This is a genomic window from Rhodanobacter lycopersici (genome assembly GCF_040812335.1).
GTDB classification, from domain to species: Bacteria; Pseudomonadota; Gammaproteobacteria; order Xanthomonadales; family Rhodanobacteraceae; genus Rhodanobacter_A; species Rhodanobacter_A lycopersici.
On the sequence record NZ_JBFOHK010000007.1, the window covers coordinates 1 to 23365 of the forward strand.

The 23365-nt window shown below is 60.1% G+C and carries 5 protein-coding genes and 2 pseudogenes; 1 reads left to right on the forward strand and 6 read right to left on the reverse strand.

Annotated features, from left to right (window positions below; all coding sequences use genetic code 11):
• The first annotated feature begins 229 nt into the window (after nt 1–229).
• The gene (locus tag ABQJ54_RS18895; RefSeq protein ID WP_367855886.1) at nt 230–1192 is read left to right on the forward strand and encodes a helix-turn-helix domain-containing protein; all 963 of its coding nucleotides are present in this window, start codon (nt 230–232) and stop codon (nt 1190–1192) included.
• Nucleotides 1193–1558: 366 nt separating this feature from the next.
• On the opposite strand, the pseudogene ABQJ54_RS18900 reads toward ABQJ54_RS18895, so the two are convergent.
• The 6 genes and pseudogenes from ABQJ54_RS18900 to ABQJ54_RS18925 form a co-directional block, all read right to left on the reverse strand.
• Nucleotides 1559–1789: pseudogene (locus ABQJ54_RS18900) on the reverse strand (transposase); the annotation flags it as partial.
• A gap of 511 nt (nt 1790–2300) precedes the next feature.
• Nucleotides 2301–3488: a GGDEF domain-containing protein gene (locus tag ABQJ54_RS18905; protein WP_367855887.1), complete on the reverse strand. Its 1188-nt coding sequence runs from the start codon at nt 3486–3488 to the stop codon at nt 2301–2303.
• 261 nt (nt 3489–3749) lie between these two features.
• On the reverse strand, nt 3750–4184 hold the full coding sequence (locus tag ABQJ54_RS18910) for an ESPR-type extended signal peptide-containing protein (RefSeq protein WP_367855888.1): 435 nt from the start codon (nt 4182–4184) through the stop codon (nt 3750–3752).
• A 541-nt stretch (nt 4185–4725) separates the two neighbouring features.
• Complete coding sequence (locus ABQJ54_RS18915; protein ID WP_367855896.1) at nt 4726–17241, reverse strand: autotransporter-associated beta strand repeat-containing protein; 12516 nt, start codon at nt 17239–17241, stop codon at nt 4726–4728.
• Between the two features lie 360 nt (nt 17242–17601).
• Nucleotides 17602–17790 (reverse strand): annotated as a pseudogene (locus tag ABQJ54_RS18920) (ESPR-type extended signal peptide-containing protein); the annotation flags it as partial.
• Between the two features lie 571 nt (nt 17791–18361).
• A complete protein-coding gene (locus tag ABQJ54_RS18925; RefSeq protein ID WP_367855889.1) occupies nt 18362–23173 on the reverse strand; it encodes an autotransporter domain-containing protein in 4812 nt (1603 codons plus the stop codon).
• Nucleotides 23174–23365: the final 192 nt, after the last annotated feature.

Here is a 23365-nt window from a genome sequence, read left to right on the forward strand (position 1 = left end):
ACCGATACATACGAAAACATGCCAAGCTGCTGGACGTCGGGGCTGCGCATCGGATCAGGCGGTCAGTGATTGAGAGCGTCTATGACCGCGGCGGCGCGCTGAGGTTTCTCGACAGCCTGCTAGGAGCTTGGTCTAGCTGACCCATTACCTCGCCAAGTCGGATGGCACCGTTCTTGCCGGTGCATCATAGCCAGCCATTAATGGCTATTCGACTGGAGGAAAAAAAAGCATGAGTGAGGGCTTCTATCCACCCACATCCTCAGTATCACTCATCGAACCGAAGTTAAAAGCAAAAGCATACCGAAAGCAGCTTTACGCATTTTTCGATGTGTTCTTTTTTGACAAATACCCCGTGAAGTCGGAGGTCGCCAGCTACGCCGCCGGCGACCTCATGATTGCCACAACCAAATCGAGTCCAGCGCATTATATTCGCGATGAATTCGTCGTCGAGCGAAGTAACGTCAGCAGTTTCACATCGATTCAATACATCATGAAAGGCGCCATTCGTGCGGACTTCGGCCACAAAACTGCCGATCTATCGAGTGGGGATATTTTCATCATCGATCTATCCATGAATTGCGAATTGTGGGTTGAGGATTGCGAATGCATCCACTTCCTTATTCCCCGATCGTATCTGCACAACATAGTTCGATCAGTCCATGGACGCACGATTTCCAAGGGTTTCCTGGTGGCTCGCATGCTTGGAGAGCACCTCATGCGATGCGCCGAACTACTACGCAATGGAGATTTCGATGAAGCCCCTCAAGCCATGCACTTGGGGGTAGATCTAATGACGCAATGCTTGATAGATAGTTCGTCGTCAAAGGTGACGAGCGAGTCTCAAGATGTTTTAAGGCAGAATATTCTGGAGTACATCGATGAGCATCTGGTTCATCCTGATCTGGATACCTGCCTGATCATCACGAAATTCGGCATTTCCCGTCCCAAGCTTTATCGCTTTTTCGCTGAATTCGGTGGAGTTCAGCATTTCATTCGCGATAAGCGTCTCGATGCCGCACTGCGTGACATCTGCCAACAGCCCATGTTGAGCATTTCCGAAACGGCACGTCGGTACGGCTTTTCCAACGATCGTCAATTCCAGAGAGCCTTTCGATCCCGGTTCAGCATCACTGCGCGGGACGCGCGGATGGGCTGGGGAATCAAACGCCTCAATCACCGACGCCGATCATAAGCGTCAATTCGTTCCAATGAATGTGCGCAGCATGCCTGTCATGGTCGATAATTTGATATCGGACTCAACAGATTTGCAACGATGGAAGCGAATTCCCGACTAAAAAGGCCATTTTAGGATGTCTTGAAATGTGACGCAGGTCTCACTACGGAGCTTTGGCACAATATTTTGGCTTGACTTGCCCCCGAAAGATCCTGGCACGCAAAGCTGAATGAGGTCCATCGCCCCCTAAATGCAAGCACGAGATTGCTGAACGCATGCTCGACCTCAACGAGGCCTGCGAGCGCTGAGCCCGCCGCATTACGGGGTGATCTCGTGCGCTTCCCGATGCTTCCGACGACGTGGAACCTGTCGGCGCGGCTTACCGACCATCTGTCGCACCAGCTCGCGCCGAGCCGGCGCGCTCACCACTTTTTCCACAAGGCGCCTCATTCTCAAGCACCTGCTCGGGCAGCGGCTTCTTCAATCACGCGCTCGGTCTCCAGCTCCTTCGGTCGCCTGGCATCTGGCACGCTCATGCCGCCGAACTTGCTGCGCCACAGGTAGTAGGAGGCCCTCGCCGAAACCGTACTGCCGGCACACCTTCTTCACCAGCATGCCGATTTCCGTCTCACGCAGGAAGCCGATGGTCTGGTCGCTTCTCACGTCCAATCTCCTTCGGATGGGGGATTGAACTCCAAACCGCCTTACTGGGGGACGTCGCCCGCCGAGTACCGCCAACAAGTCGCCAGCGGTTCTATTTTTGAAGTGTCTACTTGACGGGAAGCTTACGCCGGGTCCGCGATGGACCGCGCGGACCCGATGAGTACACCCATGCCCGTCCGATCCGGCATCGGCAACTCCAGACTGCAGCTTTGGCAAACACTGCGGGAAGTGCGAAACCCAGCCTTCCCTAGGGTGGTCCAGCGCTAAGCGAAGTGTTCTACAACCGGCAGTGTCGACATGGACTCTTCGGCGGCCTCGCCCCTTGATGTCCCAGGTGACCAACTCGAGAAGCCGCGCCTAATCTCTACGGAAGTTGGCAGCTATCAGATGGCCGCCGCATGATCAATGAAAGCTATCGATCAGTGAGCGAAGCGTCGCTTCTCAACAGCCTGCCACGAGGCGTCTACTCATGGTGCTCAGGCGTTCGATCAAGAATCCCCGCCACGCGGTCATGCAAAAAGACACGGTTCCTGCCGCTTGTTTTAGCAGAATAGAGTGCGATGTCGGCTCGGGCAAACCAGTCCCACAAACCCTCTTTGAGCAGGCGCCCGGCAACTCCAAAGCTTGCGGTGACTTCGTGATCGGCCGGAAGATATTGATAGCGCTTTTTTTGCAGTTGTCGACGCAATCTTTCAACCAGGAAGAACACTGCCTCTTTGTCGCAGTCTGGCAGCAACGCAACAAATTCCTCACCACCAATGCGTCCAACGATATCGATGGAGCGCAACGAATTCTGCAGCAATCTGGCAAATTCCTTCAAAATACTATCACCCACCGGATGGCCATACCGGTCGTTGATCGCCTTGAAATGATCGATGTCGCATACAACCAAATTGATCGAATCGTCACCGGCGTTCTGATGCAACAATTCCTTTGCTTGTCGTTCGAACCCTCTGCGATTGAGTAGATCGGTTAGCGCATCGTGATCGCGATCTACCTTCAGGGCATCGATGACATCAACCAATGCCGCAGTCAGCAGCACAAATGCGAGAATAGCTACGAACAGCGCCATGGTTACCTGGAACGTAATCCAGTAAGGGGATTGGGCAAATGCCGCCCTGGTCGATGCGTGGAGCTTTACGGTAACTAACGTACGAGGAAAGAAGTGAAGCGAAAATACCAGCACTACCCACCAAACCAGGCGATCGATGGATCGACCATGGCGCAGACTCCTAAGTCTTATGGCAACCATAAGAAAGAGTGCGCCAAATCCGAAATTCAGAATGAAAATACGAACAATTAACGAGCGATCGATATAGTAAAAAATATAGATCACCACCATAATAAAACCAGCTGTCAGGATATGTGTAAAAGACCCCAACCTTTGTCCAGATCTTTGCAATAATCCTTCGCATAAACTCTGCGCGCCAAGAGTGTACAACGCGGCAGACAAGATAATGTTTTTGCCAATATCTTGGGGAATGAGAAGAACCTGCAAGGTTGCCGCCAAGCCGAACCCAAAGAATGCGAGAGCCACTAGCCAAAGATATCGGCGACTTTCGGATATATGGCAGCATACGATGAAAAAAGAGACCCCGAAGATCATCGAAATGATCGGACCGATAAGCGAAAGCGGTAAATCTGTATTCATTAATAGGTGACATTCATGCCATCGAGCGACGGGATCATGCTGAATTAACAGGTTGTTGAGAAACCCTGTTTTGCAGGCTGCTCTGCAGTGTCTATTGATCGTGCAGCACTTGCTGCAGCAAGTTTCACGCCATCACTACCCATCTCATACAACACTCATCTTGCAGGGGAGATCCGGTCCCACCGGTAACGACATCCGCATCCCATCAGCTGGAAAATGCTGCTCGTCCTCTGGCACCCGTCTCGCTCTGGCGAGTACGACTCAGAAGCAGCCCAGAATCAGGGGCTCTCTTGTTAGCATGGCGCCCGCTCCAGTAGGCATGTTCCATTGGGAGTCGAACGATGTCATGCCGGTGACGACGGATACATCCACGCCGCCGTTCGCATTGTATTGAGAAGAGGACTGTGTACCTGTTCCACCACCGGCCGTCCAACCGGTCAAATCTCCGGTTTCAAAACCCCCATTGGTGATGATGGCTGTCTGTGCATGTACCACGGAGATGCCGCCAGGCACTAGCGTTGCGGTCAATGCCCGCGGCGCCAGTGCGAACATGAGCCTAGGCGTGGTGGCTTGTGCGGAGGGCGTGCGAGAAGACTTGCATCCTGAGGACTTGCGTACACCCTTGGCGATTTCAAGAGCAAAGACCAGCATGTTCAACGCATTGCTTAACACAAGGCTGAAGATGTTCCGATTCATAAGTTCCCTGAGGAAGGCTTGTCGTACTGAGAACGGGCCGTCACATGCACCCATGCACGCGATGAGCACATCTACATCCGCAGAGGGGGCCAGCAACCATCGTGCCGACCGAATAAGCGATGGCAATACAAGAAGATCAAGTTGATGTAGTCCGCAGAAATCAACCTTTGATCGGACTTGCGTCACAGATTGACCACAAGTCGCCCGCGCCGTGAAATAAACTGACGGGTGACGACGACACGTACCGACTTCAGGACCATCATCCCAATGATCGCGACGTCGCCATGATGCAGAGAGCGTTGTGGCATCGCATGCGCACGCTACATATGCATCAATTTCTCCAATGCTTGAACAAAAAAACCCCTCCGAAGAGGGGCTCATTCCATCTGTGCTTCCTAGGGCTGTGGGATGGGCGCCATCACGGCGATTGGGGCTTACAAGAGGAGTACCATGCGAACACCAAGCGCGACTACCGTTGTAGGTAGCCTCGCATGGGCGCAGTAAGCCTTCAGCAAACACCGTGCCAAGGCGTAACCTTCCGTCAGAACGCCACGCGCACGCCGGCCGTGACACCGTAAGCCGAGCGCTGCGTGCCCAGCTCATCGGTCAGGCCACCGTAAAGATAGGTGGCATGGGTCAGGCGAAGCGTGCCGTTCGCCTGGAGCTGCACGAAGCCACGACCGATATCGGGCGCCTGGGTTTCGAACGAAGCCCCCTGCAACGTGGCCTGCACTGCCGGCGACAACAGGCCGCGGCTGTCCTCGCCCACCGCGGCGCTCACGCGATAGGTGGCGTCGCTCAACAACGGGTCTTGCTGCTTCGAACCCATGTTCACGCCCAGCATCGCGCGCGTTCCGTTCGCCGAAAAACTCGATACCTGCAAGCTCGCCGGCGAATTGTCCATTTCGTTCATGGCACCGCGATCGATCTTCTGCCACGTCACACTGGCATACGGTTCGATCCGCGTGTCACCCAGGTTCATCGGCATGCGCACTGTCACATTCGCCATGGTGTTGCTGCCGCCGCTCCGGCTGTAGAGATTTCCGGCCACCCCGGCGGGGTCCGGACGACGGGTGATCCAGGTATCGCGGCCAAGCGCCACCATGTCATCCACCAGCACCGAGCCCACGGCCTGCTGACCGTAGATCATGCCGTCGTTGCCGCGGATCGATCCTTGTGCAAGACCAGCGTCGACGTCAGTGTCGTGATTGGAAGCGGCGATACCCAGCACGGTGCCGTTGCTGGCGTAGAGATCCACGCCCGCCGTGGTCTGGTTGGTACCGGTCTGGAAGCCGGAAGCCTGCGCATCGCCGCTCCAGCGGTTGCCATCGTGTGTGACGTTCACCCAGGCAAGATGCCCATCCTGCCCGCCGGCGACATCGCTGTCGTCGGTGGTCAGGTGGCCCATCGCGTCGCTCTGCATCGCCAGACCGGCCGCGCGGCCAGCCGCCGCTTCGTCCGCATAGAGTTCGCCGGACAGATTGGTCAGCACGCCGCCGAGCTGGTCGGCTTTGGCGCCCGCCAGCGCATACAGCAACTGACTCTGGCCCGCGCTTGCGATGCCGTCGGCCTGCAGATTGAGCGCATTGTCCAGCGCGCCGGCGACGCTCAACGCATTGCGGTTGGCACCGGAATGAGCGATCAGATCCGCATAGGAGTCCGGCACCACGCCCAGCTCGATGCTGTGGTTGTTGTCGACGTTGTAGAACGCCACCATCCGGGTGTCCGGCGCCAGGCCAGTGGGCTGCGTCAGCGCGTTGAACTGGCCAACGATGCCGCCTTGCGCCATGACGATCTGATACACGTCGCCGATCTGCGGTGTATAGGTGTTGGACGCATTGCCGGTGATGCCGCGCAGCAGCGGCGTGAGCGTACCGTTGGCCACGAATTGGCTGTTGGCGCCAGTGATGACCAGGCGCGAATAGTTGCCCGCACCGGTGCCGGTGCCCAGTCCATCGATGTCTTCTTCGTAGGTGCTGCCGGCCTGCATGGTGACCGTGCCCGTTACCGTCAACGTACCCGGCGAATTGCCCGGTGCCAGACGTCCGCTCACGTTGATGGGGCCTTCGATCAGGCCGATACCACGCAGCTCGCCTGGCGCATCCACCGTCACATTGCTGACCAGGTCGCCGTTCGCACGCAGCATGCCTTCCTGCACACAGGTACCGCCCGACAGCACTTCGGCGCCGGTAAAATTCAACGTACCTGCACCACCCTTGACGAAGCAGCCGCTGCCAGCGGTTTGCTGGATGGTGCCGGCCATCAAGGTGGTGGTGCCCGCGTCGACGTTGATGCCGGCATTACCGCTCGCCACCACGTTCTGGTTGTTATTCAGGCTTGCCGTGGTCTGCAGCGTGCCGCCGTTCAACAGAATGGTACCGGTACCGAGCGAGGAGCCAGTGTCGATCTGCACCACGCCGCCGTCGATCAACGTACCGCCCGAGAACGTGTTGTCGCCGCTGACGATCAGCGTGCCATCGCCCGACTTCACCAGGCCACCCGTACCGCTGATGGCGCCGCTGTCCTGCACGGTCACGCCAGTGAGCGTGTTGAAGTTTGCGCCACCGTCATCAATGACCAGGTTGCGCGACGTGTTCATCGACTGCGTGGCGGTCAAGGTACCACCGTTGAACGTGATCGGTGCGCCGGTCGCACCGAGGTTCGCATCGCTGCTCACCACCAGGTTGCCGCCGTTCAGCGTGGTGCCGCCAGCGTACGTGTTGGTACCGCTCAGCACTTCGGTACCGCCATTCATGCTGACGCCGCCGTTGCCGCCGATGGTGCCGCTGAAATTGCCGTTGGCGTTGGTCAGCGTCAAACCGTTGTTGCCCAGGTTCACCGCACCGTTGCCGGTCAGGCTGCCGATCGACTGTGCCCCGTTGGCGCCACTGATGTCGAACGTGCCGCTGTTGTTGATGCTCGACGCACTGGCATCCGAACCGTTGCCGGTGACCGCCAGCGTGGCGCCAGCGTAGATGTCGGTCGCGCCGGTGTCGGTGCTGACGCCGGTGAGCTGCAACGTGCCCGCGCCGACGTTCACGCCGCCGGTGGTGGTGTCCGCGCCCAGCACCAGCGTACCCGTGCCTTCCTTGTTGATCGGGCCCGTACCGGTGATCGTGCCGGCGGTGTCGGTCAGCGTCGTGCTGGCATCAACATCGAAGTTCGCCCCGCCGCCGCTCGTGGTGATGTTACGCGTGCTGGTGAACGTCGCCGTGCTTTCCAGCGCGCCACCATTGAAGTTCAGTGCACCGCCGGCATCGCCCAGGTTCGCATCGCTGCTCACCACCAAGGTGCCGCCGTTGAAGGTGGTGCCGCCCAGGTAGGTATTGGTGCCGGACAGCTCTTCTGCACCACTGCTCAGCGTCACCCCGCCGTTGCCGCCGATCGTGCCGCTGTAGATGCCGCTGGCATTGGTCAGCGTCAGGCCGTTATTGCCCAACGCCACCGTGCCATTGCCGGCCAGATTGGTGATCGACTGCGAGGTGTTCGCACCACTGATATCGAAAGTACCGTCGTTGTTGATGCTCGACGCGCTGGCATCCGAACCGTTGCCCGTAATCGCCAGCGTGGCGCCGGCGTAGATGTCGGTCGCACCGGTGTCGGTGCTGACGCCCGTGAGCTGCAACGTACCTGCGCCGACGTTCACGCCGCCGGTGGCGGTGTCCGCGCCCAGCACCAGCGTACCCGCGCCTTCCTTGTTGATCGGGCCGCTGCCGGTGATCGTGCCGACCGTGTCAGTCAGCGTCGTGCCGTCATCAACATCGAAGTTCGCCCCACCACCGCTCGTGGTGATGTTACGCGTGCTGGTGAACGTCGCCGTGCTCTCCAGCGCGCCGCCATTGAAGTTGAGTGCGCCATTGGCATCGCCCAGGTTCGCATCGCTGCTCACCGCCAAGGTGCCGCCGTTGAAGGTGGTGCCGCCCAAGTAGGTATTGGTGCCGGCCAGTTCTTCCACGCCACCACTCATCGTCACGCCGCCGTTGCCGACGATCGTGCCGCTGTAGAGATCGTTGGCGTTGGTCAGCGTCAGGCCGTTGTTGCCCAGGTTCACCGTGCCGGTGCCGGTGATGCCGACGATCGACTGCGCACCGTTGGCGCCGCTGATGTCCAACGTGCCGTCGTTGATCACGTCGGACGCGTCCGCCATCGAACCGTTGCCGGTCAACGCCAGGGTCGCACCGCCGGCGATACCGGTAACGCCCGTGTCGGTGCTGACACCGGTCAGCTGCAGTGTACCTGCATAGACATTCTCGCCGCCGGTCGCGTTATCGCTACCCAGGACCAGGGTGCCGGTGTCTTCCTTGTTGATCGAGCCGGTGCCGGTGATCGTGCCGGCGGTGTCGGTCAGCGTCGTGCCATCAGCGACATCGAAGTACGCCCCGCCGTCGCTCACGGTGATGTTGCGCGTGCTGGTGAACGTGGCCGTGCTTGCCAGTGTGCCACCGTTGAAGGTCAGCGCACCGGAAGCATCACCCAGGTTCGCATCGCTGCCCACCATCAAGGTGCCGCCGTTGAGCGTCGTGCCGCCCAGGTAGGTATTGGCGCCGGCCAATTCTTCCACGCCGCCACCCATCGTCACGCCACCGTTGCCGGCGATCGTACCGCTGTAGAGATCGTTGGCGTTGGTCAGCGTCAGACCGTCGTTGCCCAGGTTCACTGTGCCGGTGCCGGTGATGCCGACGATCGATTGCGCACCGTTGGCGCCACTGATATCGAACGTGCCGTCGTTGTTGATGCTCGACGCGCTGGCATCCGAACCGTTGCCCGTAATCGCCAGTGTGGCGCCGGCGTAGATGTCGGTCGCGCCGGTGTCGGTGCTGACGCCCGTGAGCTGCAACGTGCCGGCACCCGCGTTCAGTCCGCCGGTGGAGTTATCGGCACCCAGGACCAGAGTGCCAGTGCCTTCCTTGTTGATCGGGCCCGTACCGGTGATCGTGCCGGCGGTGTCGGTCAGCGTCGTGCCGGCATCGGTGTTGAAGTTCGCCCCACCGCCGCTCGTGGTGATGTTACGCGTACTGGTGAACGTCGCCGTGCTTTCCAGCGCGCCGCCGTTGAAGTTCAGTGCACCGGAGGCATCGCCCAGGTTCGCGTCGCTGTTCACCATCAAGGTGCCGCCGTTGAGCGTCGTGCCTCCGGTGTAAGTGTTGGTGTCCGAGAGCTCTTCGACGCCACCACTCATCGTCACGCCGCCGTTGCCGGCGATCGTGCCGCTGAACGCTTCGTCGTTGGCGTTGGTCAACGTGAGGCCATTGCTGCCCAAATCGACCGTACCCGCACCGGAGATACCCGTGATCGACTGCGAACCATTCGCACCGCTGATGTCGAACGTACCGTTGTCGATGACGTCGCTCGAATCGGCGATGCTGCCGTTGCCGCTCACCGCCAGCGTGGCACCGCTATCGATGCTGGTGGCGCCGGTGTACGCATTGGCGCCGGACAAGGTCTCCGTGCCGCCGCTTACCGTCACGCCGCCGCTGCCGCCAATGTTGCCGCTGAACGCCCCACTCGCGTTAGTCAGGGTCAGGCCATTGTTGCCCAACGTCACCGTACCGCTGCCGCTCAAGGTGGTAATCGACTCCGCAGCATTGGCGCCGCTGATGTCGAACGTGCCGTTGTCCGTCACGCCGCTCGAATCGGCGATGCTGCCGTTGCCGTTCAGTGCCAACGTCGCGCCGGTGTCGATCGCCGTCGCACCTGTATAGGTATTGACGCTCGTCAGCGACAGTGTCCCGGTACCCGCAACCGCCAAACCACCCGACCCGCTGGTACCCGTCGATTGCGTCACCACACCGGAAGTTTCGTAGCCCAGCGTGCCGTCATTGACGATGCTGCTGGTACCGCTCAAGGTATTGGCCGAAGCCAGAATCAGCGTGGCGCCGCTGTCGATCGTGGTGACACCGGTGTAGCTGTCATTGCCGGTCAGGGTTTCGATGCCACCGTCCAACGTAAGGCCGCCGTTACCGCCGATGCTGCCGCTGAACGTGCCACTGGCGTCGGTCAACGTCAGATCGTTGTTGCCCAAGTTGACGGTACCGCTGCCACTCAGAGTGGTGATCGACTGCGCACCGTTGGCGCCGCTGATGTCGAACGTGCCGTTGTCAGCGACACCGCTCGAATCGACGATGCTACCGTTGCCGCTCACCGCCAGCGTCGCACCGCTGGCGACGCTGGTGGCGCCGGTGTACGTGTTGGCACCAGACAGGGTCTCCGTGCCACGGCTTACCGTCACGCCGCCGCTACCGCCGATGCTGCCGCTGAACGTGCCACTGGCGTCGGTCAGCGTCAGGCCGTTGCTACCCAGATTAACGGTACCGCTGCCACTCAAGGTGGTGATCGACTGTGCACCGTTGGCGCCGCTGATGTCGAACGTGCCGTCGTCCGTCACGCCGCTCGAATCGGCGATGCTACCGTTGCCGCTCACCGCCAGCGTCGCACCGCTGGTGACGCTGGTGGCGCCGGTGTACGTGTTGGCACCAGACAGGGTCTCCGTGCCACTGCTTACCGTCACACCGCCGCTACCGCCGATGCTGCCGCTGAACGTGCCACTGGCGTCGGTCAGCGTCAGGCCGTTGCTACCCAGATTGACGGTACCGCTGCCACTCAAGGTGGTGATCGACTGTGCACCGTTCGCACCACTGACATCGAACGTGCCGTTGTCGGCAACGCCGGACGAAGCGCTGATCGAACCGTTGCCGCTCACCGCCAACGTAGCGCCGCTGTCGATGGTGGTGACGCCGGTGTAGCTGTTATTGCCGGTCAGTGTTTCGTAGCCTCCGCCTACCGTCACACCGCCGCTGCCGCCGATGCTGCCGCTGAACGTGCCACTGGCATCGGTCAGCGTCAGGCCGTTGCCGCCCAACGCCACCGTGCCGCCACCACTCAAGGCGGTGATCGACTGCGTACCATTGGCGCCGCTGATGTCGAACGTGCCGTTGTCCGTCACGCCGCTCGAATCGGCGATGCTGCCGTTGCCGCTCAGCGCCAGCGTCGCGCCGTTGGCGATGGTGATGGCGCCGGTGTCGGTGCTGGCGCCGGTCAACTCCAGCGTGCCCGCGTAGACGTTCTCGCCGCCGCTGGCATTGTCGCTGCCCAGCACCAGGGTGCCCGCGCCGTATTTGTCGATCGATCCGGTGCCGGTGATGCTGCCGGCGGTATCCGTCAGCGTGGTGCCGGTATCGGTGTTGAAGTTGGCGCTGCCGGTCGTGGTGATGTTGCGCGTGCTGGTAAACGAAGCCGTGTTCTCCAGCTCGCCGCCGTTGAAGGTCAATGCGCCGCTGGCATCGCCCAGGTTCGCGTCGCTGCTCACCACCAGGTCGCCGCCGTCGAACGTGGTGCCGCCGGTGTAGGTGTTGCTGCCGGACAGCACTTGCATGCCGCCACTCATCGTCACACCGCCACTGCCACCGATCGTGCCGCTGAAGTTGTCGTTGGCGTTGGTGAACGTCAGGCCGTTGCCACCCAGGTTGACGGTGCCGGTGCCGGACAGTCCGACGATCGACTGCGCGCCATTCGCGCCGCTGATGTCGAACGTGCCGTTGTCGATGACGTCCGTGGCATCGGCGATCGATCCGCCGCCGGTCAGCGCCAGCGTCGCGCCGTTGGCGATGGTGCTCAAGCCGGTGTCGGTGCTGGCGCCCGTCAACTCCAGCGTACCCGCGTAGACATTCTCGCCGCCGCTGGCATTGTCGCTGCCCAGCACCAGGGTGCCCGCGCCGTACTTGTCGATCGATCCGCTGCCGGTGATGCTGCCGGCGGTATCCGTCAGCGTGGTGCCGGCATCGGTGTTGAAGTTGGCGCTGCCGGTCGTGGTGATGTCGCGCGTGCTGGTGAACGAGGCCGTGTTCTCCAGCTCGCCGCCGTTGAAGGTCAACGCGCCGCTGGCATCGCCAAGGTTCGCGTCGCTGCTCACCATCAGGTCGCCACCATTGGTGAGCGTGGTGCCACCGGTATAGGTGTTGACGCCCGACAATTCCTCGGTGCCGCCGCTGATCGTCACGCCGCCGTTGCCGTTGATCGTGCCGCTGAAATTATCGACGCTGGCGTTGGTGAAGGTCAGGCCGTTGCTGCCCAGATTCACCGTGCCGCTGCCGGACAGTCCGGTGATTGACTCCGCACCATTCGCACCGCTGATATCGAACGTGCCGTCGTCCGTCACGCCGCTCGAATCGGCGATGCTGCCGTCGCCGTTCAGTGCCAGCGTGGCGCCGCTGCCAATAATCGTCGCACCTGTATAGGTATTGACGCTCGTCAGCGACAACGTCCCGCTGCCGATGACCGCCAAACCACCCGAACCGCTGGTACCCGTCGATTGCGTCACCAGACCGGAAATTTCGTAACCCAGCGTGCCGTCATTGACGATGCTGCTGGTGCCGCTCAAGGTATTGGCCGAAGCCACAACCAACGTAGCGCCGCTGTCGATGGTGGTGACGCCGGTGTAGCTGTTATTGCCGGTCAGTGTTTCGTAGCCTCCGCCTACCGTCACACCGCCGCTGCCGCCGATGCTGCCGCTGAACGTGCCACTGGCATCGGTCAGCGTCAGGCCGTTGCCGCCCAACGCCACCGTGCCGCCACCACTCAAGGCGGTGATCGACTGCGTACCATTGGCGCCGCTGATGTCGAACGTGCCGTTGTCCGTCACGCCGCTCGAATCGGCGATGCTGCCGTTGCCGCTCAGCGCCAGCGTCGCGCCGTTGGCGATGGTGATGGCGCCGGTGTCGGTGCTGGCGCCGGTCAACTCCAGCGTGCCCGCGTAGACGTTCTCGCCGCCGCTGGCATTGTCGCTGCCCAGCACCAGGGTGCCCGCGCCGTATTTGTCGATCGATCCGGTGCCGGTGATGCTGCCGGCGGTATCCGTCAGCGTGGTGCCGGTATCGGTGTTGAAGTTGGCGCTGCCGGTCGTGGTGATGTTGCGCGTGCTGGTAAACGAAGCCGTGTTCTCCAGCTCGCCGCCGTTGAAGGTCAATGCGCCGCTGGCATCGCCCAGGTTCGCGTCGCTGCTCACCACCAGGTCGCCGCCGTCGAACGTGGTGCCGCCGGTGTAGGTGTTGCTGCCGGACAGCACTTGCATGCCGCCACTCATCGTCACACCGCCACTGCCACCGATCGTGCCGCTGAAGTTGTCGTTGGCGTTGGTGAACGTCAGGCCGTTGCCACCCAGGTTGACGGTGCCGGTGCCGGACAGTCCGACGATCGACTGCGCGCCATTCGCGCCGCTGATGTCGAACGTGCCGTTGTCGATGACGTCCGTGGCATCGGCGATCGATCCGCCGCCGGTCAGCGCCAGCGTCGCGCCGTTGGCGATGGTGCTCAAGCCGGTGTCGGTGCTGGCGCCCGTCAACTCCAGCGTACCCGCGTAGACATTCTCGCCGCCGCTGGCATTGTCGCTGCCCAGCACCAGGGTGCCCGCGCCGTACTTGTCGATCGATCCGCTGCCGGTGATGCTGCCGGCGGTATCCGTCAGCGTGGTGCCGGCATCGGTGTTGAAGTTGGCGCTGCCGGTCGTGGTGATGTCGCGCGTGCTGGTGAACGAGGCCGTGTTCTCCAGCTCGCCGCCGTTGAAGGTCAACGCGCCGCTGGCATCGCCAAGGTTCGCGTCGCTGCTCACCATCAGGTCGCCACCATTGGTGAGCGTGGTGCCACCGGTATAGGTGTTGACGCCCGACAATTCCTCGGTGCCGCCGCTGATCGTCACGCCGCCGTTGCCGTTGATCGTGCCGCTGAAATTATCGACGCTGGCGTTGGTGAAGGTCAGGCCGTTGCTGCCCAGATTCACCGTGCCGCTGCCGGACAGTCCGGTGATTGACTCCGCACCATTCGCACCGCTGATATCGAACGTGCCGTCGTCCGTCACGCCGCTCGAATCGGCGATGCTGCCGTCGCCGTTCAGTGCCAGCGTGGCGCCGTTGGCGATGCTGGTGGCGCCGGTGTAGGTGCTTGTTCCTGCTATCTGCAGGACGCCTGCGTTGACGTTGACATTGCCCGTGGTGTCTACCGCGCCCAGGACCAGGGTACCGCCGCCGGTCTGGTTGAGATCCCCCTCGCCGGTGATGGTGCCATTCGTATCCGTGAACGTGGTGCCGGTATCGGGGTCGAAGTTAGACACACTCTCGGTGACGATGTTGCGCGTGCTGGTGAAGCTCGCGGTGGTTTCCAGTTCCGAGTTGCCGAACGTCAGCGTGCCGCTGGCAGCGCCCAGATTGTCATCCGCGCTGACGATCAACTGGCCGCCCTGGATATCGGTGCCGCCGGTGTAGGTGTTGGCGCCGCTCAGCGTTTCCTGGCCATAGCCGAGCTCGAACACACCGTTGCCCGAGATGATGCCCGCAAACGTGTTGCCGCCGGCATTGGTAAGCACGAGCGTGTTATTGCCCAGCACCACCGAGCCGCTCCCCTGCAGCGTGCTGATGCTTTCCGAGCCGCTGGCGCTGCTGATGTCGAACGTGCCGTTATCGACTACGCCTGGGGACACTGCGCTATCAGAGAGTTGACCGCCGAGCTCCAGTGTCGCGCCGCTATCGATGGTCGTAGCACCCGAGTAGGTGTTGGTACCGCTTAGTTCTTGGGTACCGCCTGATATTTCCACGCCACCGGTGCCGCTGATGGTGCCGGAGAAATTGTTCTGGCCACCGGCATCGTTGCCATTGTTGTCGCCGCCGTCGGTAATGATCAGCCCGCGGCCGCCGAGGTTGACCGTACCCGAGCCCGACAGAGAATTGATGGATTCGTTGCCGCTGGCATTGCTGATGTCGAACGTGCCGTTGGCCTCGACATAACCCGAGTCGCTGATGGAGCCGCTGCCAGTGAGCGCCAGCGTCGCGCCGCTCTCGATGAGCGTTTCAGCGTTAAAGGTGTTGGTGCCGCTTAGTTCTTGAGCACCCTTCTCTATAAGCAGGCTGGCCTCACCGTACATGCTGCCGGAGAAGTTGCTGCCGTTGCCATTGGTGATGAACACCGCCCATTTGCCGAGATTGACCTCACCGCTGCCCGACAGATTGGCGATGCTTTCGTTGCGGCCGCCGTTGCTGATGTCCAGCACGCCATTGTCGATGACACCGCTCGACGTGGTGATGCTGCTGCCAGTGCCGCTCAGCGCCAGGGTGGCACCGTTGGCGATACTGGTCGCGCCAGTGTAGGTGTTGGCGCCGGTGAGCGTTTCGGTACCGCCCTGCACGTTCAGCCCACCGGAGCCCTCGATGGTACCGGCGTACGTACCGCTGGTGCTGGAAAGATCCAGGTTGTTGCTGCCCAAATTGACCACGGCACCGCTGTTAGTGCCCGCCAACGAAGTGATCGTTTCATCCTGGCTGGCGCCGCTGATGTCGAACGTACCGTTGTCAGTCACGCCGCCGGAGGAGGCGATGCTGCCGTTGCCGGCCAGTGCGAGGGTGGCGCCACTATCGATGGTGGTGGCCCCGGTGTAGGTGTTGGCGCCGGACAGGGTTTCCGTGCCACCGCCACCGCCTACCGTCAAGCCACCGCTGCCGGCGGTGTAGCCGATGTTGCCACTGAACGTGCCGCTGGCATCGGTCAGCGTCAGACTGTTGTTGCCCAAGACCACAATGCCGCCGCCACTCAATGTCTTGATTGACTGAGCCCCGCTTGCACCATTGATAGAGAAAAAGCCGTTGGTGTCGACACCGCTTGAATCGGCGATGCTGCCGTTGCCGCTCACCGATAGTGTCCAGCCCCCGTCAATGATGGTGGCTCCAGTGTATGTATTGATGCCGGACAAGACTTCATCCGCACTACCAACCGTGAGGCCACCACTACCTTCGATACTGCCGCTAAACGCTCCACCGCCCACTGTCAGAGTGTTGTTACCCAGGTTAACGCTGCCGCTACCGGCGAGTTGTGCGACCGTTTGTGCGCCGTTTGCGCCGCTGATATCGAAAGTGCCGTTGTCGATTACGCCGGACGAAGTGCTGATCGAACCGTTGCCGGTCAGCGCCAGGGTGGCATCGTTGGCGATACTGGTCGCGCCAGTGTAGGCATTGGCACCGGTGAGCGTCTCGATACCGCCCTGCACGTTCAGCCCACCGGAGCCCTGGATGGTGCCGGCGTACGTATCGTTGGCGCTGAAAAGATCCAGGTTGTTGCTGCCCAGGTTGACGACGGCCCCGCTGTTGGTGCCCGCCAACGAAATAATCGTTTCATCCTGGCTGGCAGTGCTGATGTCGAACGTGCCGTTGTTGGTGAGACCGGAAGACGACGCGATCGAACCTGCGTCCGAGAGATTGAGCGTCGCACCGCTATTGATGGTCGTGCTGCCGGTATAGGTATTGGCACCCGAGAGCGTCAACGCACCACCGGAACCGCTGTTGGCAATCGTGAGACTGCCCGGTGTGCCCGTCGTGTCGTCGGCAATCGGATTGGAAATGGTCGCGCTCTGCCCGGCCAGATCCACCGTGCCGTTGTTGCCGGTGATCGTGAAGTTGTAGGGCGTCAGGTCGGTGCCATCAAGCACCAACGTACCGCCGTCGAACACCGGCGACAGGGTGGCAGGATCGGCAGCGAGACCCGCCGCGTCGTCGGTCGCGTTGATGTTGGTGGTGGTCGGTGTCGTAGGCGCACCAGAGCCAGGATTGGGGGTGATCGGATTGAACGGCACGCCTTCGTCGTAGGTCGTACCTGGCGCCTGATCAACAAAAAGGATGGGGCTATTGTATGTGTCGCTCAGATTGAAGGACGCAAAGCCGAGCACGTACGTACCGGTCTCATTCACGGTGTAAGTGGCGATTTCCCAACCGGTAGCGCCGTAGCTGTTGGTGGAATAGTCACCCGTACCGGGATTCGTCGCACCCAGCAGAGCGTATTGGGCGGTCTGGTTGTTGATTGTGGCCAGATCGCTGGGGTCAGACGTGTTTACCAGCGAGGTGATCGAGCCGTCGTTGTAAGGAGTGTAGTCAGTGGAGATGTATTGCCAGGCCATAGTGAATGACTCACCCGCGGTAAGGGTGAGGGTCTGCGTGATCCACGCCGCATCGGTGGTCTGGGCATTGTTATCGCTGGCGCCGAGCTCGGTATTTATCGCTTGTACGCTGGCAGTGGATAGGCCCAAGGCACTCGCAGCATTGTTCGCAAAACTGTTGCCTGACGCCGAAGAATCAGCCTGCAGTGAGGCCATGTCGGTTCCGTACGGATTGACCGTCCATGAGTGTTGTCCAGGACTTGGGCCAGCAGCTGAGGAATCGAACGAAGTCATGCCGGTGACGACGGACACACCCACGCCGTTCGAACTATAGGCGGAAGAGGACTGCGTGCCCGTTCCACCACCGGCCGTCCAGCCGGTCAAGTCGCCGGTTTCAAAACCCGGGTTGGTGATGGTGGCCGTCTGTGCATGCGCCACAGAGATACCGGCAACCGCCAATGTTGCGGTCAATGCTCGCGGCGCCAGAGCAAACATGAGCCTAGGCGTGACGGCTTGCGTGCCTGCCGCGCGGGAGGACTTGCGCCCGGAAGACTTATGTGCGCCCTTGGCGATCTCCGGCGCAACGATCAGCATGTTCAACGCCTTGCTGAAGACAAGGCTAAAGATGTTCCGATTCATAAGTCCCCTGAGGAAAGTTTGTCGTACTGAGAACGGGCCGTCACGCCCGTACGCACTCATGCATGCGATGAGTGCATCTGCATCCGCGGAGGGGGCTAGCAACCACTATGCCATCCAAATAAGTGATGACAATGCAAGAGAATTCAGGTGATGCAATTCACAATATTCAAAGTGTGTTTGGACTTACGTCACAAATCGACCACAAATTGCGTGCATCGTGAAATAAACTGACGGGTGACGACGATGCGTACCGGCCCAGGATCATCACCCCAATGGCTGGACAACGTCTTGATGCGAGGAACGTGGTTGCAACGCGTGCGCGCGCTACATGTGCATCGATTTCTTCAACGCTTGAGCAAAAAAAAGCCCTTCCGAAGAAGGGCTTATTCCATCTGAGTTTCCTAGGGCAGGGGATAGGCGCCATCACGGCGATAGGGGCTTACAAGGGGAATTACCATGTGAGCACCATGCGCGGCTACCGATGCGGGCAACCCAGCATGGGCTCAACATAGTGGGAGCAACCATCGTGCCAAGGAAGAATTGCCATCCTATGGCATCAAATTTTGCTCCATCGCGCAAAGGGCGACCGATGCAGCGAACAGTGGCTCACGCCGGAACGCGGGAGGTTGTATCAGAAGGTCCAAGTCAACCGCCCCCGAACGTCGTTGTCACGGATGCCACCCCCAAACTGGCCGCCATAGCTGGCACCGAGTGCCAGCCCATGTTTCAGCGCCACGCTAAGCCCGACATCCGCGACAGCCGAATCATGCGCCAAGGGCAAACCTGCCGAAGTGAAGGCATTTCCTTCCTGATAAGTGAAATCGCCTTTCGGCACAAGCTTTCCGTAGATGTGTTGCCAGCCAAGAGAGCCATCAACGGTCCACGTTACGCCGCCCGCGTGGAACACCGACAATGCATGTACGCCTAGCGTAGAAAGCGCGTTATTCAATGCAGTCGAGTTGCCATCAAGTGCCGCCACTGATCCAGCTTCCTTGAACGCGTAACTGCGGGTATTAATGTATGCGGCGGCAGCAAATGGCGTAAGCGATATGGCCCCAAGCCTGGATAGATAACCTACCTCGCCAAAAAGCTGCCCCGTGTTGGCTTTATATCTACCAACGTTGTCGGCCAAGAAATTGCCGAAGTCCACCGGACGGTTTGTATTGAATGTCTGCCACGCGTAGGTCGCTCCGGTCTGTACGTAGATGCTCCCATATCGACTGCCACCGTAGAGCCCCAGATCGTAGCTGTCGCTCCTCGCGCTATCCCTCATGGCATTGATGTTGATATTGGACTGCTCGTACCCACCGAGCATGCCCACGTGCCAATTATCGGAGATACGAGTATCCGCACCGACCATAACGCCGCTAACGGAATCATCCAGCCGGCTCGCATTACCGTTGCCATCTTGATGCCCGGAGCCATCGAGAACTCGCTCCCAGGCAACCACACCGTCGGTGGCACAGGTGTCGAGAGAGGCGTGAGTCTGATTGTTTGGTCCAGCGATATCGTCCCCGTTGCAGAGCGTCTGTTGCAGGCGATCGCTTACAGCGTCACGCGTCAGGTGGCTTTGTTCGACAAGCACACTATGCGCGGAAGCATACAGTTCACCAGACAGCTGATTGAATGCCGCACGTGCCGCAGCATCATTGGGGAGTGCTGCCACCGCATTGCGCAGGCTGCTATCCGACGGCAACGCATTGAGGCTTGTAGCTGTCTGGAGCTCATTCGATGTCTGGGCAGCATCAGCAAAAGAACGCACCTGGTCGGCAGACAGGTAGACATGATTCGCGTCATAGCTGGCCAAGAGTTGATAAAACGCGGAGATCTGGTTATTGGCCAAGACGTAGGTTCCAGTAACGCCACCTGCCGCCGTGAGCACCATGTAGCTTGGATTTTCCGCGTAGTTCCAGCCCTGCGTATTCGTCAAGCTGAGCACCGCTCCTTGAGACAGGTTGGCTTTACCGTCAACCGAGACGAACGGAGTCGAACTTGCACCCGACGATACAGATATCTGCAACTTCGCCCCATTGGCTTGAGAGTAGTCGCCATGATCGGTCAACGTGCCCACGCCATGATCGCCAGGTGCCACCACTGCACCGCTTTGCGCCACCAGGCCTGCAACGGATCCCGTACCACTCAACGTGCCGGCAGAACCTACAACCACGGAAGAGTTTGCCAACGCACCATCAATGCCCAAGCTTCCCATCACCGTTGTTTGGCCTGAGTAGGTATTGATCCCTGTCAACGTCTCCGATCCACCATCAATGGATAGACCACCGCTCCCGACAATGACGCCCGAGTAAGTGCCACTGGCCTCCGTCAATGCCAACGATTGCGTGCCCAGATTTACTACGCCACTGCCGGCAAGTCCGGTAATCGATTGCGAGCGCGTCGCTGTGCTGATGTCGAACGTACCGTCGTTGTTGATGCTCGACGCGCCCGCATCCGAACCGCCGCCTGTGATCGCCAACGTGGCGCCGGCAGCGATATTGCTCGCCCCCGTATCCGTGCTTACGCCGGTCAGTTGCAGCGTGCCCGCACCAACGTTCACGCCGCCGGTGGTGTCATCCGCGCCCAGCACAAGCGTACCCGTGCCCTCCTTGTTGATCGGGCCGGTGCCGGCGATCGTGCCGGCCGTATCGATGAGCGTCGTGCCCGCATCGGTGTAGAAGGTCGCGTCACCGGCGAGGTTGATGTTGCGCGATGTAGTGAACGAGGCGGCGTTCTCCAACACGCCACCATTGAAGGTCAGCGCACCTGAGGCATCGCCAAGATTCGCATCGCTGCTCACCAGCAAGGTGCCGCCGTTGAGCAAGGTGCCGCCGCCGTAGGTATTGTCTGCAGTTAGCACCAATGTTCCAGCGCCATTCTTGGCCAACGCACCCTGGCCAGACAGCACGCCATTCCATGTGGCACCGATGCCGTTCGTATCGATGGTCGATGTAGTTCCATTCACCAGATTGGCGTTCACGCTGGTGTTCAACGCCGAACCAATCACCTGGATCGAACCACCACCCAGATTGAAGGCGTAGTGGCCACCAAAATTGTTGTAGTCACCGAGTAGCGAATTGCCACCGATTTGAAGCGTGCCCCCGGAGAGGTTGTAGGTACCATCGCCGCTTCCGGCAAGGTAAAGCCGCGACGTGCCATCGACGGCAAGCGTGCCTCCCGTCTGGTTGACCACGCCGGTACCAGCCAGCGCACCCGATGTGCCCATCGACAGCCAGTCGCCGATGATCATGGCGCTGCTCTGGGCGACATCCACGATCGCGTTGCCACTGATAGCAAGCGTGCCATGACTGGCGGGATTGCTGCTGGTATTGCGCCCGATATCGAAGAAGCCGCTACTAAACGCCAAGGTTCCACCGGAAATGTTGTAGCTTCCCGTACCCCCCTGGCTGCCGATGTTGAGCGACGCACAATGCGCGAGATCACCGCAACCATCATCAACAATGACCGTGCCACCGGTCTGCGTCACCGTGCCAGTACCGCCCCAATCGCCTACCTGCAGGCCAGTTCCAAAGGTGATCGTGCCGCCACTGACAGTGAGTGCGCCAACATTCGGCGTGCTGCCTGTCGTGCCCGTTCCGACCGAGAGATAGTCAATCGCGGAATTGCCGGACGTTTGTGCGAGCGTTCCGTCCATGACGTAGGATTCGCCATGCTCAATCGTCGCGCCGTCGATGGTCAACGTGCCGCTGCCGACTTTCGAGAAGGTGCCGTAAGCAGCATCCCAGCCATCACCCGTATTGATGATGGTCCCCGAAAAGCTGGTGTTGGCGTTGTTGCCACCAACGAGCAGCGCATTCGTTCCGTTGAGGATCGTGCCATTGCCCGAAAGACTTCCCACCGCCACATCGGCCGGTCCGCTGCCGGAGCCAGCCGTGACGACTGAAATGTCGAACGTGCCGTTGTCGATCAGGTTGGTGCTGGATGCCAGACTGCCCTGCCCAGACAACGCCAGGGTACCGCCTGCGATCGTGGTGTCACCGGTATAGGTATTGGCACCAGTCAGCGTGAGCGTTCCGGCACCGGCCTTGGTGAGATTGCCACCGCCCGACAAAACGCCGGACCACGTCGCACCGAAACCTTGTGTGTCGAAGGTAAATGTTGTCCCGGCAAGCAGCGTGGCATTGACACTGGATGAAAGGTTGCTGCCTTGAACGCCAAGCGTTGCGTTGCCCAGCTCAAACGCTCCGGGTCCGGAGATGCCGTTGGTACCTCCTACGAGCAGGGTTCCACCCAGCAATTCATACGACCCATTGCCCGCACCAAAGCTTAGCTTTGCACCATCAGTAAGCGATAACGTGCCCCCTGTTTGGTGAATGTCGCCGGTTGATCCGGCCACCGAAGCGACCAGAAGCTGGGTAGCGATGTTGGCGGTACCGCCACTGATGACGAAATTGCCCGTACCGCCGGCGGCGCTGCCGAAAATCATTTCATCCGATCCGCCCACGTCGTTGACATTCAACGTGCCCGCGGAAAGCACATAGCTGCCAGTACCGCCGCCGTTCGCGCCACCAGTATCGTTCACATTGCTGCCGAACTGGATGGCATTGGCAACGTCCAGGGTGACTACGGAGCCGCTACCGTCCTGGACGATGGAACCGGTCGATTTGGCATCGCCGACAAACAATTGGTTGTTGCCCTGAGCGCCGGGCATCATCGCGAATTGCGCATTACCGGAGATGGTCAACGATCCCGTCGCGGTCGCGCCACTACCATTGTTGTCACTGGTACCCGAACCGATATATGCGGTCATGCCGCCTTGTGCGGCATCCATGACCGCGTTGCCGCTGAGCACATACGCGCCGTTTCCCCCAAGCGCGCCGACATTCAAGGCACCGCCTGACTGGAATTCCACCTCACCGCCCGACTGGTTGAATGTACCGCTGACACCAGTGCCCTCGCCGACAGCGATGGTGCCGTAGTTAGGTGTACCGACCGTTTCCGGAACGAATTGGATAACACCCGACGTCATGTTGAGAGCACCGCTGCCGCCGGAGGTGTTATTCGCTCCGCCACCCACCCAGATATGGCCAATCGAGGTGGCGGTGGCGGGGCTGCCGTTCGCAATATTGAAAGTGATCGAGCCACCGCTCAGATTGAGCACACCGCTGCCACCGTTACCGATTTCGATGCGCGATACGGTGCTCTCATTCGTCGTGTTCAAGACCAGGTTGCTGCCCGCACCAAGATCCAGCGTGCCGGCGCTGCCATTGCCCACCAACACCGCATCGCTCGTCGTAAGCGAGCCAAGGGCGAGCGTTTGACCATTGCTGACGACAAGATCATTGGCCAGCACGGGAAGAGGCGACAAAGCCATAAGCATGATGCAGAGCATCACATGATGATCGAGTGTTTTCCGCTTCAAATTTTTGGCTCGCGCCCGCTCTTCTTCTGTTTTCAAGACGCGATAAATCATGCAATTTCCTTTCATCGGAAAGATTAGGTGACATGATTTAATGCAAAATATGTGCCAACGTACGAGTGGACACCTATGCGTAGCAACTCAATAAGCAACCGCCTATAAAACTGGCCCTATAGCTGCACACGATCGTCGTTTGACACGTGATATTTATGCGTCACTAGGTTTCGTGAAGCGACGATATGTCTCATGATTTCCGTTGCA